Raw genomic sequence first — 15,898 nt, forward strand, 5'->3', positions numbered from 1 at the left:
CAACGAGAAAACTTGCACACTGCGCAGCCATTCGTGATCCTTGTATGCGACAACCAACCGCCGTATGCCACGACCGAGCGCCCGGGGAGGCGAGGTGGACAGCAGCAGTGTCCGGCACACCGAGCTCGGCGACCGGCTCCGCGACCTGATGTCGGCCCTGCGGCTGATCCGGCAGCGGCGCGCGGTCGAGCGGCCGGCCGTACCGTCCGGCATGGTCGGCATGCTGCTCCAGATCGACGGGCTGGCCGACCGGACGCACGGCTGTCACGCCAAGGAACTGGCCGACCGTTCCGGACTCGACCCCTCGACCGTCAGCCGGGCGGTCGCGGCACTGGTGGCGCGGGGCCTGGTGGCCCGGCGCAGCGACCCGGCCGACCGGCGGGCGAGCTTCCTCGTACTCACCGACGACGGCCGTACGGCGCTGGCCGACGCCCGCGAGTGGTACGGCGACCTGCTCGGCGCCGCGCTCGCCGACTGGAGCCCGGCGGAGATCGACGCGCTGACCGGCGCACTCGACAGGTTCGTGACGGACATCCAGGGCAGCCTCGACCGGCGCCCCGGACAGATCAACCCTCAAGAAAAGCTGGAGGCCGCGCGATGAGCGCACCCACCACCCTTCCACCCGCGACCGAAGCGGAGCCGATGACCCATCGGCGCACCCTGGAGGCGCTCAGCGGCCTGCTGTTGGTGCTCTTCGTCGCCCTGCTGAGCAGTACCGTCGTCTCGACCGCGCTTCCGAAGATCATCGGCGCGTTGAACGGCTCGCAGACCCAGTACACCTGGGTGGTCACCGCCACCCTGCTCACCGCGACCGCCACCACCCCGATCTGGGGCAAGCTGTCGGACCTGTTCAACAAGAAGATCCTGGTCCAGACCGCGATCGTGATCTTCGTACTCGGCTCCGTGGTGGCCGGGCTCAGCCAGAACGCCGGCCAGCTCATCGCGGCCCGCGCCTTCCAGGGCATCGGGGTCGGCGGGTTGCAGGCCCTGGTCCAGGTCGTCATCGCCGCGATGATCCCGCCCCGCGAGCGGGGCCGGTACAACGGCTACCTCGGCGGCGTGATGGCGCTGGCCACCGTCGGCGGCCCGCTGCTCGGCGGACTGATCGTCGACACGTCCTGGCTCGGCTGGCGCTGGTGCTTCTTCGTGGGTGTACCGATCGCGATCATCGCCCTGCTCGTCCTACAGGCCACCCTGCACCTGGTCACGGTACGCCGGGAGAACGTCAAGATCGACTACCTGGGCGCCACGCTGATCGCGGCCGGGGTGAGCGTACTGCTGGTCTGGATCTCGTTCGTCGACAGCTCGTTCGGCTGGCTCTCCTGGCAGACCGGCGCGATGGTCGGCGCGGGTCTGGTCCTGCTCGCCCTCGCCGTCGTGGTCGAGTCCCGCGCCGCCGAGCCGGTCGTACCGCTCGACATCGTCCGGCAGGGCACCACCGCACTGGCGATCGTCGGCAGCCTCGCGGTCGGGATGGCCATGTTCGGCGGCGCCGTCTTCCTCGGCCAGTACTTCCAGATCGGCCGAGGCTACAGCCCCACCGAGGCCGGCCTGCTCACCATCCCGATGATGGTCGGCGTGCTCGCCTCGTCGATCGTGGCCGGGCGGCTGATCACCCGCAGCGGGCGGATCAAGCCGTACATCGTGGTCGGGGCGATCGTCCTGGTCGCCGGCTTCCTGATGCTCGGCACCATCGACCACGAGACCTCCCTGGTCTTCGTCGGCGCGGCGATGCTGCTCGTCGGGATCGGGGTCGGGATGACCATGCAGAACCTGGTCCTCGCGGTGCAGAACGCCGTACCGCTGCGGGACATCGGCGCCGCGAGTTCCACGGTGGCCTTCTTCCGTTCCCTCGGCGGCACCATCGGCGTCTCCGTGCTGGGCGCGGTACTCGCCCGCCAGGTCACCGAGCAGATCACGCACGACCTGACCGCGGCCGGCATCCCGGCCTCCGGGGCGGGCAGCGCGGGCGGCAGCCTCAACCTGGCCGCACTGCCGGACGCGGTGGCGCACATCGTGCGCAACGCCTACGGCGACGCGACCGGGCAGATCTTCCTGATCTCCGCCGCGATCGCGGTGGTCGGGGTGATCGCCGCCGCGCTGCTCAAGCCGGTCACGCTGCGGACCAGCCTCGACCTGCCGGACCCGGCGACCAGCGCCGCCACCGCGGCCGGCGCCATCGACGGCGCCCCCACGGCGACCGACCCCACCCCGGACGGGGCGGCGGCCCGCCGCTGACCGCGCGGTGCCCCACCGGCCGATGACCCGGTCGGCCGGGGCACCCGTGCATCCACTACAGACACAGAGCGGGGGTACTCGGTGCGCCCCGCTGGCCGATGACCCGGTCGGTCGGGGCACCCGCACCGGGCCGGACGACCAGCCCCACCGGGTGGTCGTCCGGCCTGCGCCGTCCCCGCCTCCCGTCCGCCCCGCGACCGGAGAGCGGTCAAGCGGGGCAGCGGTCAGGCCGGAATGTCCGCGAGGGTGTTCCAGAACAGGGTCTCGTAGTCGTGCAGCAGGCGGGCGTAGCGTCGGGCGTACGGGAAGTGCCGTCCCGCGTCCAGCCCGGCCTGCGCCGCGTCGACCGCCTGCCGTGCCAACTCCGGCGCGGGCGTGGCGAAGAAGTCCAGGAAGGCGCAGGCTCCGTCGTCCCACCCGTACCGGTCGCGCAGCGCGCGGGCCAGCGTGGCGCAGTAGCCACCCCAGGCCGCGAAGTTCACCGCCAGCGCGAGCGCGACCTCGGCCGGATCCGCGTTGAGTGCGAGCCAGGCGACATGATTCGCGTACGCCTGACAGCCCGCCCGGGGCTCGTAACCGGCCAGCTCCGGCGCCGTCATCCCCGCGCCGGCCGCCATCGCCGGCAGCAGCGGAAGCACCACGCCCTCGCCCCGGGCCAGTGTGCTGAAGAAGTCGACGCTGGCCGGCTCGGTTGCCCGAGCGGCCAGCAGCAGGAAGGCGCGTCGGTCCCCCGGGACGATGTGGTGCTCCTCGGCGGCGAGCGCGGCCAACGCCGCCAGCGGCGCCCGCCCGTCCACCACCGCCGACACGAAACGGTTCTCCGCCGGTGCGGTCGTCAACCCCGTACGCATCGACTCCAGCAGTTCCCGAGCGGTGTCCGCCATTGTCCGGCCCTCCCGATGTCGGTGCCCGTGTTGGTGCGCGCTCACCCGTCGGCCGGCGGTTCGGTGGTCCGCTCCTGCTGACGCAGCCGCCTCGCGTGGTCCGCGAGCGGTTCGAGCCCGACCGAGCGGCGCCGGTCGTCGACTCCGGCGGGGTCCTCGATCGACCATGGCTGGAGCTCACCGTCGCCGTCCGGGCCGTACCAGAACTGGGTGCCGTACCACTGCGAGCGGCCCTCGGCCAGCCGGACCCGGTCGGTCAGGTACGCCAGGTGCGCCGGCTCCGCCTCGCCGGCCCGTACCGCCTCGGTGAGCAGGGCCAAGCAGCGGCGCTGGAACTGCCGGTCGAGGTCGGCGTGCTGCGCGAGCAGCCAAGCGGCGCCCGAGGCCTCCTCGCCGACCTCGCTGCGGCGGGGCCAGCCGTGCCGGTCGAGCAGCGCGGCGAACCAGGCGGTGTTCTCGACGTCGATCGCCTGGATCCGAGCCCAGACGTCCCCGTCGACCCGGCGACCGACCGCCTCGGCGCGGGCCTGCTGGTCGCGATCCATCCGCGCGACCAACTCGGCCGCGAGCCCGGCGTCCGGCATCTGTCCAGCATGGCCACCGTCGGGCAAGGTCACCAGAGCGCGGCCGGTCAGCCGGCCGACCCGCCGATCGGGCCGGACGCGGCCGACGGGTTCGCAGGTTCGACACGTTCGACAAGTTCGCGAGTACGGCGAGTACGGCGAGTACGGCAACCCCCTCTGACTCGAAGGGTTCTTTACATTTAGGTCGGTGGAGTAGTTAGACTCTTCTATGCGTCGAGGTCTCGCACTCGCGGTCGCCGTACTCGCGGCCAGCCCGCTGCTGGTCAGCCCCGGGGTCGCCGCCGCCGCGACGGTGCCGGCGACGCTCGTCATCGGCAGCGACTTCCCCGACCCGGACGTCATCCGGCACGGCAGCACCTACTACGCCTACTCGACGAACAACGCCAACGGAAACGTCCCGGTCGCCACCGCCAGCTCCCTGACCGGGCCGTGGACCCGCCGCCCGGACGCGATGCCGACCCTCGGTGCCTGGGCCAGCGGCGGCCTGACCTGGGCGCCGGACGTCTCGGCCCGGGCCGACGGCAGGTTCCTGCTCTACTACACCGCCCGGAGCCGGGCCGTCGGCCGGCAGTGCATCGGCGCGGCGCTGGCCACCTCACCGCTGGGCCCGTTCACCGCCGTCGGTACCGCGCCGCTGGTCTGCAACGGCGACGAGGGCGGCGACATCGACGCGTCGAGCTTCGTCGACGGCACCGGGCTGCGTTACCTGCTCTACAAGGACGACGGCAACGCGATCGGGCAGCCGACCAGCCTCTGGCTGCAACGGGTCGCCGCCGACGGGGTGACGTTGCAGGGTGCCCGGGTCGAACTGCTGCGCAGCGGTCGCCCCGAGGAGGCCGGTGTGATCGAGGCGCCGGTGCTGACCCGGGTCGGCTCCCGCTACGTGCTGTTCTATTCCGTCGGCGGCTACGGTGGCGCCGGATACCAGACCAGCTACGCCACCTCGACCTCGCTGACCGGGCCGTACACCAAGGCGTACCGGTCACTGATCACGACGGCGACGACCGACGGCCACGTCACCGGACCCGGCGGCGCCGACCTGGTACGCGAGCCCGGCGGCGACTCCATCGTGTTCCACGGCTGGTTGCAGAACGACACCGTGCGCGGCATGTACGTGGCAGCACTCGGCTGGAGCGGCGAGAACCCCGTGGTCCGGGGCAGTCGGGTGCGCTACGAGGCCGAACGGGGACTACTCAACAACTGCGCCGTACGCAGCAGCGCGAGCGCGTCGCAGGGGCAGGCGGTGGCGTACCTCGACCACCCGGACAGTTGGATCGAGGTCTCCGTCTTCGCTCCCCGGGCCGGCGCCTACACCGCCCATCTCGGCTACGCGGCCGGCTACGGCGACGCGCAACACACGCTCACCGTCAACGGTGCCGCGGCCCAGGTGGTCAACTACCCCAACTCCGGCTGGGAGAACTGGCGGCAGGTCGGGGTCGACGTCACCCTGACCGCCGGGGTCAACACGCTGCGGCTGACCTACCGCAGCCGCTGGGCCGAACTGGACCACATCGAGATCGCCTGACGGCGCCACCCGTACGCCCCGCCTACTGTTCCGCTCCGGGCACCGCGTCACCCTCCGGCACGGATTCCGGCGGCACGGGACCGGGCGCGATCGTCGGCGTCACGGGGTCGGGCGCGACTGCCGGCGTCACGGGGTCGGGCGCGACTGCCGGCGTCACGGTCCGGGCACGATGCCGGCGTCGTAGGCCCGGACGATGGCGCCGGCCCGGTCCCGGACGCCGAGCTTGAGGAAGATCGCCGAGACGTGCCCCTTGACGGTCCGTTCACTCAGGTGCAGCGACGCGGCGATCTCGAGGTTGTTGGCGCCCGACGCCACCAGGCGGAGCACCTCCAGCTCGCGGCCGGTCAACGCGGCCACCGACGACGCCGGCCGGCCGGCCCGCCGGCCCCGGACCAGCGCCAGCACCCGCGAGGCGACCTGCGGATCGAACCACGAGCCGCCCCGGGCGGTGACCCGGATCGCGCCGACCAACTCCGCCGCCGGTGCGTCCTTCAGCACGAAACCGGCCGCGCCGGCCTCGATCACCCCCCACAGCACCTCGTCGTCCTCGAACGTGGTCAGCGCCAGCACCGGCGGGCCACCCCCGGCACCGGTCAGTAGCCGGGTCGCCTCGATCCCGTCCAGGACCGGCATCCGGATGTCCATGAGTACGACGTCCGGCTGCTGCCGCCGCACCAGGTCGACCCCGGCCCGGCCGTCGGCCGCCTCGCCGACGATGGCGAGGTCGTCGTGGGCCGACAGGATCAGCCGCAGTCCCGCCCGGACGAGTTCCTGGTCGTCGACGAGTACGACCCGGATCACTCCGGCACCTCCGCCCCGGCGCTCCGCACCCGGGGCGACGCCTCCTCGACATGCCGCACCGGCAACGACGGCTCCGCAATGTGCCGCACCGGCATCGGTGGCTCCTCGGTACGCCGTACCGGCAGCGACGCCTCCACCAGCCACCCGTCGCCGTCCGGCCCGGCCGACACGGTCCCGCCGAGCGCGCCGACCCGCTGCCGCATCCCCTCCAGCCCGGTACCGCCGGACGCGCTGACCCGCTGCCGCATCCCCTCCAGCCCGGTACCGCCGGACGTGCCGACCCGCTGCCGCATCCCGTCCGGCCCGGCACCGCCCCGGCCGGTTGCCGGCCCGGGCCGGTACCGCTCGTCGTCCACCCCGGTCGGCTCCACGCCGCCGGCCGGAGCGCCGTTGCGTACGGACACCGTGAGGTGGTCGGGGTGCCGGACGACCCGTACCACCGCCTCCGCCCCCGGCGCGTGGTGCTGCACGTTGCTAATCGCCTCCTGCACGATCCGGTACCCGACGAGCCCGGCGTAGGCGTCGACGGCCCGCAGGTCGCCGGCCACCTCGGCGCGGACCGGCAGGCCGGCCGCCGCCGCGTCCCGGACGAGGTCCACGATCTCCGCCGCGCCGGGCTGCGGCGGCCGTGCCCCGGACTCGCCGGGATCGCGCAGCAGGCCGACGATGGCGCGTACCGAGCGCAGGCTGTCCCGACCGACCTGCTCGGCCCGGTCCAGCGCCTCGGCCGCCGCCACCGGATCACGCTCCAGCACCTGCCGGGCACCGACCAGGTTGAGCAGTACGACGGTCAGCCCGTGCCCGACCGCGTCGTGCACGTCGTGGGCGATCCGGCGGCGCTCGGCCGCCGCGGCGGCGACGTCGAGCCGGTCGTGCGCCTCGGTCAGCGCGGCCACGAGCTGCCGCTCCCGGCGCAGGATGCGGCCGACCACCCAGGTGAAGAGCGTTCCGGTGCCGAAGAAGACCACGGCCGGGTAGTCCTCGCGCCACTCGCCCTCGACCGCGACGAGCGCCACCGGCACGGCAACCGCGCCGACGCAGGCGACCGCCTCGGCCGGCCACGAGCCGCCCATCGCCGCCAGCCGGGTCACCGTGAGCAGGGCCAGGAAGATCGCGCCCGGCGCGTCGTACCAGAAGGTGACCAGCGCGGGCACGCCGACGCCGAGCACCGCCATCGGCCACGGCCCGACCCGGACCTGGCCGGCCAGCAGCGCCCACGGCACCAGGGCGACGACGAGCATGCCGACCAGGCCGACGCTGACGCCGGCGGTCAGGAAGACGAGCAGCGCCGCTGCCAGGGCCGCGAGCGGCAGGGCCAGGCCCGTCGTGGACGACCCACCCCACGACCGCAAGCCCGTCTGCTCCACGCCCGCAGACTACCGCCGGGCGCGGCCGGAAAACCCCGTCCCCGGGTACACCCCGACCCGGCCCCCGGTACGGGTCCGGCCCCGGCCCGAGCCCGGTTCCGAAGCGATCTCCGGTCCGATGTGGCCGGACGGTGCCGGCGCAGACGATGGGCGCATACCCATTCCCCGGCCCTCGGGAGCACACCGTGTTCAGCAGAATCGGTCAACTCGTCGTCCGTCGTCGCCGCCTGGTGCTGGCCCTGACCGTCCTCTTCGTCGTCGCCGCCGGAGCGGTCGGAACGGGGCTGTTCGGCCAGCTCGGCGGGGGCGGCTTCGCGGACCCGGATGCCGAGTCCACCCGGGCCGAAGCCTTCCTGACCGAGGTCGGCGCCCCCAGACCCGAACTGGTGCTGCTGGTCGAGGCCGACGGCGGAAACGTCGACGCCCCGGCGGTGGCTGCGGCCGGTACGGCGTTGACCGACGACCTCGCCGACGAGCCCGGGGTACGGAGCACCGTCTCGTACTGGTCGACGGGTCGGCCGGCGGCGCTCCGCTCCACCGACGGCACCTCGGCACTTGTCGTCGTCGACCTCGACGGGACCGAGGAGCAGGTGGAGGAGGCGGCGGCCGGCGTGGCCGAGCGGCACGCCGGTACCCACGGCCCGATCACGGTCCGGGTCGGCGGCGGGTACGCGATCGACGAGGCCATCGGCAAGCAGCTCGAAACCGACCTGCTCCGGGCCGAACTGCTCGCCGTACCGGTGACGCTGGTGCTGCTGTTGCTCGTCTTCGGCGGACTGGTGGCGGCGACGCTGCCGCTGGTCGTCTCGGTGGTGTCGGTGGTCGGCGCCTTCCTGGCCCTGTTCGGCATCGCGCAGCTCACCGAGGTCTCGGTCTACTCGATCAACCTGATGACCGGGCTCGGGTTCGGGCTCGCGATCGACTACTCGCTCTTCGTCCTGAGCCGGTTCCGCGAGGAGTTGGCCGCCGGCCGGTCGACGGACGAGGCGGTACTGCGGACCGTCGAGACCGCCGGCCGTACGGTCGCGTTCTCGGCGCTCACCGTGGCCGTCTCGCTCTCGGCGCTGCTGGTCTTCCCGCTGTCCTTCCTGCGCTCCTTCGCCTACTCCGGTGTGGCGGTGGTCTGCTGCGCGGCGGCCGGCGCGCTGCTGACCCTGCCGGCCCTGCTGGCGACCCTCGGCCCGAGGGTGAACCGGTCGTCCGCCCCATCGACCGGAAGCCGGATGGCCGGAAGAATCGCCGGTGCGCTGCGACAGGGTACGGCCAGGCCGGTCGAGGCGGGCTTCTGGTACCGGCTCGCCTGCGCGGTGATGCGTCGGCCGGTGCCGGTCGCGACCGGAGTCGTCGTCTTCCTGCTGGCGCTGGGCATCCCGTTCCTCGGCGTCAACCCGGGACTTCCGTCGTACCAGGCGCTGCCGCCGTCGAACGAGGCCCGGCAAATCGTCGAGGCGATCGAGACCGGGTTCGCCGGCAACCGGACCGAGGAGTTCGGCATCGTGCTGCCCGGCGTCGACGCCGACGGTGCGGACGCCGAGGCCGTCACGGCGTTCGCCCGCCAGGTCGGCGCGGTCGACGGCGTCGCCGAGGTGACGGTGCAGACGGCGGTGGCCGGCTCGTGGCTGAGCGTGGTGCCCTCGGTGGTGCCGCGCTCCACCGAGGGCGAGCACCTGGTCGAGCGGATCCGCGCCCTGGACCCGCCGTTCGACTTCAACGTCGGTGGGGATGCGGCCGAACTCGTCGACGCCAAGGCCGCCATCGCCGACCGGCTGCCGTTGGCGCTGGCCATCATCGCGACCACCACCGGGCTGCTGCTGTTCGTCGTGTTCGGCAGCGTCCTGGTACCGGTCAAGGCGGTCGTGCTGAACCTGCTGTCGCTGACCGCGACCTTCGGCGCGATGGTGTGGATCTTCCAGGACGGCCATCTCTCCGGGCTGCTCGGCTTCACCGCCACCGGGCAGCTCGACGTGTCGATGCCGATCCTGATGTTCTGCGTCGCCTTCGGCCTGTCGATGGACTACGAGGTGTTCCTGCTCTCCCGGATCAAGGAGGAGTACGACCGCACCGGCGACAACCGGCAGGCGATCGCCGCCGGGCTGGCGAAGACCGGACGGCTGATCACCGCTGCGGCCGTACTGCTGGCCGTCTCCTTCGCCGCCTTCGGCGTCAGCGGGATGAGTTTCCTGAAGCTGATGGGGATCGGCCTGACCCTGGCGATCCTGATGGACGCGACCGTCGTCCGTGGGCTGCTCGTGCCGGCCGTCATGAGCCTGGCCGGCCGGGCCAACTGGTGGGCGCCGGCTCCGCTGCGGCGGCTGCACTCCCGGTGGGGTTCCCGGGAGCAGCGGTGGAGTCCCCGGACGAGCCCGGCCCACGTCCCGGTCGAGGGAGATCGGGTCGACGAGGACCGGGCGGAGAAGGATCGGACGGAGAAGGATCGGGGCGAGGAGGATCCGGTAGAGGCGGATCGGGTCGATGAGGAGCGGATGGGGCGGCGTCGGTGAGCGGGCGGGTCGCCGGGATCAGGAAGAGGGCGGGGAGCAGGACGAGTGGCACGACCAGCAGGGCCCGCAGGGTGCCGACGTGGTCGCCGAGCAGCCCGACCAGCGGCGGCCCGGCCAGGAAGGCGGTGTAGCCGATCGCCGCGACCACGCTGACCCGGGCGGCGGCCCGGGTCTCCTGGTCGGCGGCGGCACTCATGCCGACCGGGAAGCCGAGCGCCGTGCCGAGTCCCCAGAGGACCACGCCGGCCATCGCCAGCGGCCACGGGCCGGCCAGCACGGCCGCGACCGCGCCGATCGTGGCCAGCACGGTGCTGCCGAGCAGCACCGGCACCCGGCCCCACCGGTCCAGCGCGACCGTGCCGGCGGTCCGGCCGAGCGTCATCGAGGCGACGAAGACACCGAAGGCCACCGCGCCGACCGCGTCGGTCACCCGGTGACCGTCCACGAAGGCCAGTGCCAGCCAGTCGTTGGCGGTGCCCTCGGTGAAGGCCATCACCAGCACCAACAGCCCGATCAGCAGGGTGCGCGGCTCACGCCAGGCAGCCAGCGGCCGGCTGCCCCGGGTCGGTCCGGTCGTCGGGTCGGGCGGTGCGGCCTCGGTCGCCGGCAGGAACACCCGGGCGGCGGGCAGCGTACCGGCCAGCATCAGCACGGCGGCCAGTCCGAGGTGCAGCCCGATCGGCACGTCGAAGCGGGCACTGCCGGCCCCGGCGACCGCACCGGCCACCGTACCCAGGCTCCAGGCGGCGTGGAACCGGGGCATCACGGTACGGCCGAGTCGCCGTTCGACCGCCGCCGCCTCGACGTTCATGGCGACGTCACAGGTGCCCGAGCCGTACCCGAGAAGGAACAGCCCGACCGCGACGGCCGGCACCGCCTGCCAGCCACCGGCGGCGACGCCGGCCAGGGCCAGTCCGAGCGCGGCCAGTCCGGTCCCGAGCGCCACCGTGCGGGTCGTGCCCAGCCGGTTCGCCAGCACCCCGGCGGCCGGCAGCGCCAGCAGGGCGCCCGCGGAGAGCGCCAGCAACAGCAGACCCAGCCGGCCCGGGGTGAGGTCGAGGGCGTCCCGGGCCGCCGGCACCCTGGCGAACCACGAGGCGACGGCCAGACCGTTGAGCCCGAAGACGACGGCGACCCCGGTCCGGGCCGTGGTGACGTATCGCGGCACGGCCGATGGTCGCGGCGTACCGGTCGACGGTTCCACCTGATGCCTCCCCGCTGCGTCGACTTCCGGCGGACCGGCCGCCGACTCGATCGCACCCCTGGGAACGCTCTCGGCGCAAGCCGTTAACCAGCCGGGCCGCCGATTCTTCCGGCGCTCCCACCCCCTCGCCGACGCGTGCGTCCCGGGTGCATGATTTTCGTATGCGCCAGCCCGTTCTCTCCGCCGTCTGCCCATCGTGCCCGAGCCGGGTCGCCCCGGGGAGCCGACGTGGTTAGGCCGGTGTCGCGCCGGGCGACCCTGGAGGACGTGGCGCGGATGGCCGGCGTCTCCCGGTCGACCGCCTCCCGGGTCATCGCCGGCTACGGCGCCGCCTCGGCGACCGCCCGGGACCGGGTCGTCGCGGCGGCCGAGCAACTCGGCTACGCCCCCGACCCGGCGGCCCGGGCCCTCGCCACCGGCGCCGGGGTACGCCTCGTGGTGGCCGTCGCCGGGGCGACACCGACGGTGTTGAACGACCCGTACGTCGACCGGGTGGTCCGGGCCGCCGCCGAGGTCTGCGCGCACCAGGAGGTCGGGGTCGCCCTGGAGTGGCTGCCGATGCACGCGCCGGTCCGGCTGCGGCGACTGGCCGAGGACCGTGGCGTGCGCGGGGTGCTGATGGTCAACACCACCGAACTGATCCTGGAGTCGGTACCGGCCGCGCTGGAGGGCCGGGCGGTGTCGATCGGCATCGGCTCCCGGACCGTACCGTCGTTCGACGTCGACAACGGGGGTGCCGCCCGGACCATCGTCGGCCACCTGCACGGGTCGGGGCGGCGCCGGATCGCGATGATCAGCGGTCCGGAGTGGCAGCCCTGCACCCGGCGGCTGGTCACCGCCTACCGCGAGGTGATGCGGGCGGCGGGGCTGCCGGTCCGGCTGGTGCCGGGCGACTTCACCGCCCCCGGTGGTCAGGCCGCGATGCTGACGATCCTGGAGCGCTGGCCGGACACCGACGCCGTCTTCGCGAGCAGCGACGCGATGGCGCTCGGTGTGCTGGCGGCGCTGCGCCGACGCGGGATCGACGTGCCCGGGGACATCGCCGTCGCCGGCTTCGACGACGTGCCGTTCGCCGCGTTGAGCGCACCGGCGCTGACCACCGCGAGCCATCCGGTCGAGCAGATCGCCACGGCCGCCGCGAGGGCCGTACTCGACCGGGTCCGGGTGCCGCCGGCCACGGCGTACCCGTCGGAACTGATCCTGCGGGAGAGCGCCTGACGACGAGCTGACCGGGGCGGGACCGGGCCGGACCGACATCGGCATCCAGTTTCAACTTGCACACATTGCAATGTACGCATACTTTGTTTCCCGACGGCATCGACGGCGGGAGGCTGGGCATGGGCGCAGGCCACGACCACGGCGGCCAGGCCATCCGGGCAGGCGTTCGGCACCGCAAACCGCTGTGGGCGGCGGTGGCCGTGCTCGGCGGCGTCATGCTGCTCGAAGCGGCGGCGGCCTGGTGGACCGGCTCGCTGGCCCTGCTCTCCGACGCCGGGCACATGTTCACCGACGTGCTCGGCATCGGCCTGGCCCTGGCCGCGATCACCGCCGCCAGCCGGGCCGCCCGGCACGCCCAGCGCACCTTCGGGCTCTACCGCCTGGAGGTGCTCGCCGCGCTGGCCAACGCCGTACTGCTCTTCGGCGTCGCGCTCTTCGTCATCGTCGAGGCGGTACGCCGGTTCGACGACCCGCCCGAGGTGCTGGCCGGGCCGATGCTGCTGGTCGCGGTCGTCGGGCTGGCCGCCAACGTGGTGGCGTTCCTGCTGCTGCGGGCCGGCGCCAAGGAGAGCATCAACGTCCGGGGCGCCTACCTGGAGGTGCTCGGCGACCTGCTCGGCTCGGTCGGGGTGATCGTCGCCGCCGTGGTCATCGCCACCACCGGCTGGCGGTACGCCGACCTGGTCGTCGCGGTCGCCGTCGGCCTGTTCATCCTGCCCCGCACCTGGCAACTCGCCCGGGTCGCGATCCGGGTACTCGTGCAGGCCGCGCCGCCGCACATCGACGTCGCCGCCGTCGCGGCCAGTCTGACCGGCGTACCCGGGGTCGCCGGAGTCCACGACCTGCACGTCTGGACGCTGACCTCCGGGATGGACGTCGCCTCGGCGCACCTCGCGCTGGCCCCGGGCGCCGACGTGGCACCGGTACTCGCCGCCGCCCGGGAGCGGCTGCACGACGGCTTCGGCATCGACCACTGCACCCTCCAGGTCGAGCCGCCGACCACCGAGAAGGTCTGCCAGGGCGCCGAGTGGTAATCGCCGCCCTCCGGACCGCACGGCACGACACCCTCGACGCCGGCACGACACCCTCGACGCCGGCATAACAGGCTCAGGCCGGCACGACAGGCTCAGGCCGGCACGACAGGTTCGGCCGGGACACCAGGCTCACGCCGGGACAACAGGCTCAGGTTAGGACGACAGGCTCACGCCGAAACAACAGGCTCACGCCGGGCGGCGGCCGACTGGCGCGGGACGGTACTCGACCTCCGGCCGGCCCGGGCCGCCGTAGCGGGGGCTGCGGACCACCCGCCCGGTCTCGGCCAGGTGTTCCAGGTAGCGGCGGGCGGTGACCCGGGAGGCACCGATCCGGGCCGCCACCTCCGCCGCCGACAGGCCGGACCCGCCCGGCGCCGCCCGCAGCGCCCCGAGCACCCGGTCCAGGGTGCCGACGTCCAGCCCCTTCGGCAGCGAGTCCGCCGGCACGGCGCGCAGGGTCGCGAAGACCCGGTCGATCTCGTGCTGCGCCGCCACCTGGCCCGCGCCGAGCAACTGGTCGCGGTAGCGGGCGTAGCTGTCCAGCTTGTCGCGGAACGCCGCGAAGGTGAACGGCTTCAGCAGGTAGTGCGTCACCCCGAGCGCGGCTGCGGCCCGGACCATCGCGATGTCCCGGGCCGAGGTGACGGCGAGGACGTCGGTGTCGCTGCCGGCCGCACGCAGCGCCCGGCACACCTCCAGGCCGGGTACGTCCGGCAGGTTCAGGTCCAGCAGCACCAGGTCGACCGGCTCGGACCGGAGCGCGGCCATCGCATCCCGCGCGCTGAGCGCGACGCCGACCACCTCGAAACCGTCGACCCGTTCGGTGTACGCCCGGTGCGCGTCGGCGATCAACGGCTCGTCGTCGACCACCAGCACCCGGATGGCGGTCACCCCGGCACCGGCAGCCGGACCGTCACCACCGCACCGCCGGCCGCCCCGGTCGACACCTGGTAGCTGCCGCTGTACCGCTCGACGACCTGCCGCACCAGGGCCAGTCCGAGCCCCCGCCCCTGCTGCTTGGTCGTCCAGCCCCGGTCGAAAGCGGCGGCGGCCTGCGCTCCGGTGAGCCCCGGACCGGTGTCGGTGACCCGGACGACCACCTCGGCACCGGACCGGGCGACCAGCACCGTCACGCTACGTGGCGGATCGGTTCCGGCCACCGCCTCCAGCGCGTTGTCGACCAGGTTGCCGACCACGGTCAGCAGGTCCCGGCTGGGCAGCGGTTGGCCGTCGATCCGGGACTCGTCGTCCACGACGAACTCCACGCCCCGCTCGCTGGCCTGGGCCGACTTGCCGAGCAGCAGGGCGGCCAGCGCCGGCTCGGTGACGGCGCCGACGACCTGGTCGGTGAGCTGCTGGGCCAGCGCCAGTTCGGCGGTACCCAGCCGGACCGCCTCGTCGGTGCGGCCGAGTTCGACCATGGTGAGTACGGTGTGCAGCCGGTTCGCCGCCTCGTGCGCCTGGGCCCGCAGCGCGTCGGTGAGTCCGCGTACCTGGTCGAGTTCGCCGGTCAGGGCGCGCAACTCGGTATGGTCACGCAGCGTCAGCACGGTGCCGAGGATACGTCCCTCGAACCGGGTCACCCGCTGGTTGGCCACCAGCACCCGGTCACCGGCCAGCACCGGCTCGTCAGCGGCGGTCCGCCGGGAGCGGAGCAGGTCGGCGATCTCGGACGGCAGGTCGAGGTCGTCGGTGTGCCGGTCCAGCGGGGCGTCTCCGGCCAGCCCGAGCAGCCGCCGCCCCTCGTCGTTCACCAGGGCCACCCGGCCGTCCCGGTCCACCACCATCAGGCCCTCGCGCACCGAGTGCAGCACGCCGTCGTAGTACTCGTACATCCGGCGCATCTCGGCCGGGCCGAGCCCGTGCGTCTGGCGGCGCAGCCGTCGGCTGAGCAGCCACGCTCCGGCTGCGGCCAGGGCCAGCGCCGCCACCGTCGCGACGGTCACGGCGGGTACCTGGCGCAGCAGTTTGCGGTTGATCGCCTCGGTGGTGATGCCCACCGAGACCAGCCCGACCACCCGGCCGTCGGCGGCCCGGACCGGTACGACGGTCCGCACCGACTCCCCCAGACTGCCGGTGTACTCCTCGACCACCGTCCCGCCGTCCAGCGCGGCGTCGACCGACCCGACGAACGGCTGGCCGATCAGCCGGGTGTTGGGATGGGTGTACCGGGTCCGGTCCGGTGCCATCACCACCACGAAGTCGGTGCCGGTGGCGACCCGCACCGACTCGGCGTACGGCTGGAGCCGGACGGTCGGGTCGGGAGTACGCAGTGCGTCGGCAACCTGCGGAGAACGGGCGATCGTCTCCGCCACGGCGGTGACCTCCTCGATCGCCGCATTGCGGGCGTCGTCCCGGGCGAGCAGCACCGCGCCGGCCATCCCGACCGCCACCAACAGGGTCACCACCAGCACCTGGAGCACGAACAGCTCGCGGGCGATGCTCCAGCGTCGGGTCATCGGCATGTTTCCGGTCCGGGTCCTCGTGATGAACAGAATGAACGCAATGATGCCTCGGACTGAGACACCGACCACAGTCTGCG

At 73.4% G+C, this 15,898-nt stretch carries 12 protein-coding genes and 1 pseudogene; 6 read left to right on the plus strand and 7 right to left on the minus strand.

Annotated elements, in window-relative coordinates:
- Nucleotides 1-94 precede the first annotated feature (94 nt).
- Both Pen02_RS35635 and Pen02_RS35640 read left to right on the plus strand, forming a co-directional pair.
- A complete protein-coding gene (locus tag Pen02_RS35635; protein WP_203870591.1) occupies nucleotides 95-601 on the plus strand; it encodes a MarR family winged helix-turn-helix transcriptional regulator in 507 nt (168 codons plus the stop codon).
- Entirely contained in the window at nucleotides 598-2,238 is a 1,641-nt protein-coding gene (locus tag Pen02_RS35640; protein WP_203870592.1) for an MDR family MFS transporter, read from the plus strand. Before Pen02_RS35635 ends, Pen02_RS35640 begins: the two co-directional genes overlap by 4 nt.
- A gap of 224 nt (nucleotides 2,239-2,462) precedes the next feature.
- Here the strand turns inward: Pen02_RS35640 and Pen02_RS35645 are convergent, their stop codons facing one another.
- Together Pen02_RS35645 and Pen02_RS35650 are read right to left on the minus strand one after the other, a co-directional pair.
- Nucleotides 2,463-3,122, minus strand: coding sequence for a thiaminase II/PqqC family protein (locus Pen02_RS35645; RefSeq protein ID WP_203870593.1), 660 nt, complete (start codon nucleotides 3,120-3,122; stop codon nucleotides 2,463-2,465).
- Nucleotides 3,123-3,163: 41 nt separating this feature from the next.
- A complete protein-coding gene (locus tag Pen02_RS35650; RefSeq protein WP_203870594.1) occupies nucleotides 3,164-3,706 on the minus strand; it encodes a DUF6624 domain-containing protein in 543 nt (180 codons plus the stop codon).
- 208 nt (nucleotides 3,707-3,914) lie between these two features.
- Here Pen02_RS35650 and Pen02_RS35655 point away from each other — a divergent pair, with 208 nt between their 5' ends.
- Nucleotides 3,915-5,231, plus strand: coding sequence for a family 43 glycosylhydrolase (locus Pen02_RS35655; protein ID WP_203870595.1), 1,317 nt, complete (start codon nucleotides 3,915-3,917; stop codon nucleotides 5,229-5,231).
- 153 nt (nucleotides 5,232-5,384) lie between these two features.
- Here Pen02_RS35655 and Pen02_RS35660 read toward each other — a convergent pair whose 3' ends face one another.
- Both Pen02_RS35660 and Pen02_RS35665 read right to left on the minus strand, forming a co-directional pair.
- Entirely contained in the window at nucleotides 5,385-6,032 is a 648-nt protein-coding gene (locus Pen02_RS35660) for a response regulator transcription factor (RefSeq protein ID WP_203870596.1), read from the minus strand.
- A complete protein-coding gene (locus Pen02_RS35665; RefSeq protein ID WP_203870597.1) occupies nucleotides 6,029-7,399 on the minus strand; it encodes a sensor histidine kinase in 1,371 nt (456 codons plus the stop codon). Before Pen02_RS35665 ends, Pen02_RS35660 begins: the two co-directional genes overlap by 4 nt.
- Nucleotides 7,400-7,584: 185 nt before the next feature.
- Here Pen02_RS35665 and Pen02_RS35670 point away from each other — a divergent pair, with 185 nt between their 5' ends.
- Nucleotides 7,585-9,900, plus strand: coding sequence for an MMPL family transporter (locus Pen02_RS35670; protein ID WP_203870598.1), 2,316 nt, complete (start codon nucleotides 7,585-7,587; stop codon nucleotides 9,898-9,900).
- Between the two features lies 1 nt (nucleotide 9,901).
- On the opposite strand, the pseudogene Pen02_RS42250 reads toward Pen02_RS35670, so the two are convergent.
- Nucleotides 9,902-11,104: pseudogene (locus tag Pen02_RS42250) on the minus strand (MFS transporter); the annotation flags it as partial.
- Between the two features lie 228 nt (nucleotides 11,105-11,332).
- On the opposite strand from Pen02_RS42250, the gene Pen02_RS35675 reads away from it, so the two are divergent.
- Both Pen02_RS35675 and Pen02_RS35680 read left to right on the plus strand, forming a co-directional pair.
- Nucleotides 11,333-12,322, plus strand: coding sequence for a LacI family DNA-binding transcriptional regulator (locus Pen02_RS35675; RefSeq protein ID WP_275413650.1), 990 nt, complete (start codon nucleotides 11,333-11,335; stop codon nucleotides 12,320-12,322).
- Between the two features lie 119 nt (nucleotides 12,323-12,441).
- Nucleotides 12,442-13,356, plus strand: a complete 915-nt coding sequence (locus Pen02_RS35680; protein ID WP_203870600.1) for a cation diffusion facilitator family transporter — start codon at nucleotides 12,442-12,444, stop codon at nucleotides 13,354-13,356.
- Between the two features lie 186 nt (nucleotides 13,357-13,542).
- Here Pen02_RS35680 and Pen02_RS35685 read toward each other — a convergent pair whose 3' ends face one another.
- Nucleotides 13,543-14,247 (minus strand): response regulator, encoded by a 705-nt coding sequence (locus Pen02_RS35685; RefSeq protein ID WP_203870601.1) that lies wholly within the window; start codon nucleotides 14,245-14,247, stop codon nucleotides 13,543-13,545.
- Nucleotides 14,244-15,815: a sensor histidine kinase gene (locus Pen02_RS35690; protein ID WP_203870602.1), complete on the minus strand. Its 1,572-nt coding sequence runs from the start codon at nucleotides 15,813-15,815 to the stop codon at nucleotides 14,244-14,246. The genes Pen02_RS35685 and Pen02_RS35690 overlap by 4 nt, the downstream gene beginning before the upstream one ends.
- Between the last annotated feature and the right edge of the window lie 83 nt (nucleotides 15,816-15,898).

This window comes from Plantactinospora endophytica (assembly GCF_016862915.1).
Taxonomy (GTDB): Bacteria; Actinomycetota; Actinomycetes; order Mycobacteriales; family Micromonosporaceae; genus Plantactinospora; species Plantactinospora endophytica.

Coding starts and splice junctions, on each gene's coding strand:
- Pen02_RS35680 (WP_203870600.1), top strand. CDS start 12,442: ATGGGCGCAGGCCACGACCACGGCGGCCAGGCCATCCGGGCAGGCGTT.
- Pen02_RS35640 (WP_203870592.1), top strand. CDS start 598: ATGAGCGCACCCACCACCCTTCCACCCGCGACCGAAGCGGAGCCGATG.
- Pen02_RS35690 (WP_203870602.1), bottom strand. CDS start 15,815: ATGACCCGACGCTGGAGCATCGCCCGCGAGCTGTTCGTGCTCCAGGTG.
- Pen02_RS35650 (WP_203870594.1), bottom strand. CDS start 3,706: ATGCCGGACGCCGGGCTCGCGGCCGAGTTGGTCGCGCGGATGGATCGC.
- Pen02_RS35645 (WP_203870593.1), bottom strand. CDS start 3,122: ATGGCGGACACCGCTCGGGAACTGCTGGAGTCGATGCGTACGGGGTTG.
- Pen02_RS35655 (WP_203870595.1), top strand. CDS start 3,915: ATGCGTCGAGGTCTCGCACTCGCGGTCGCCGTACTCGCGGCCAGCCCG.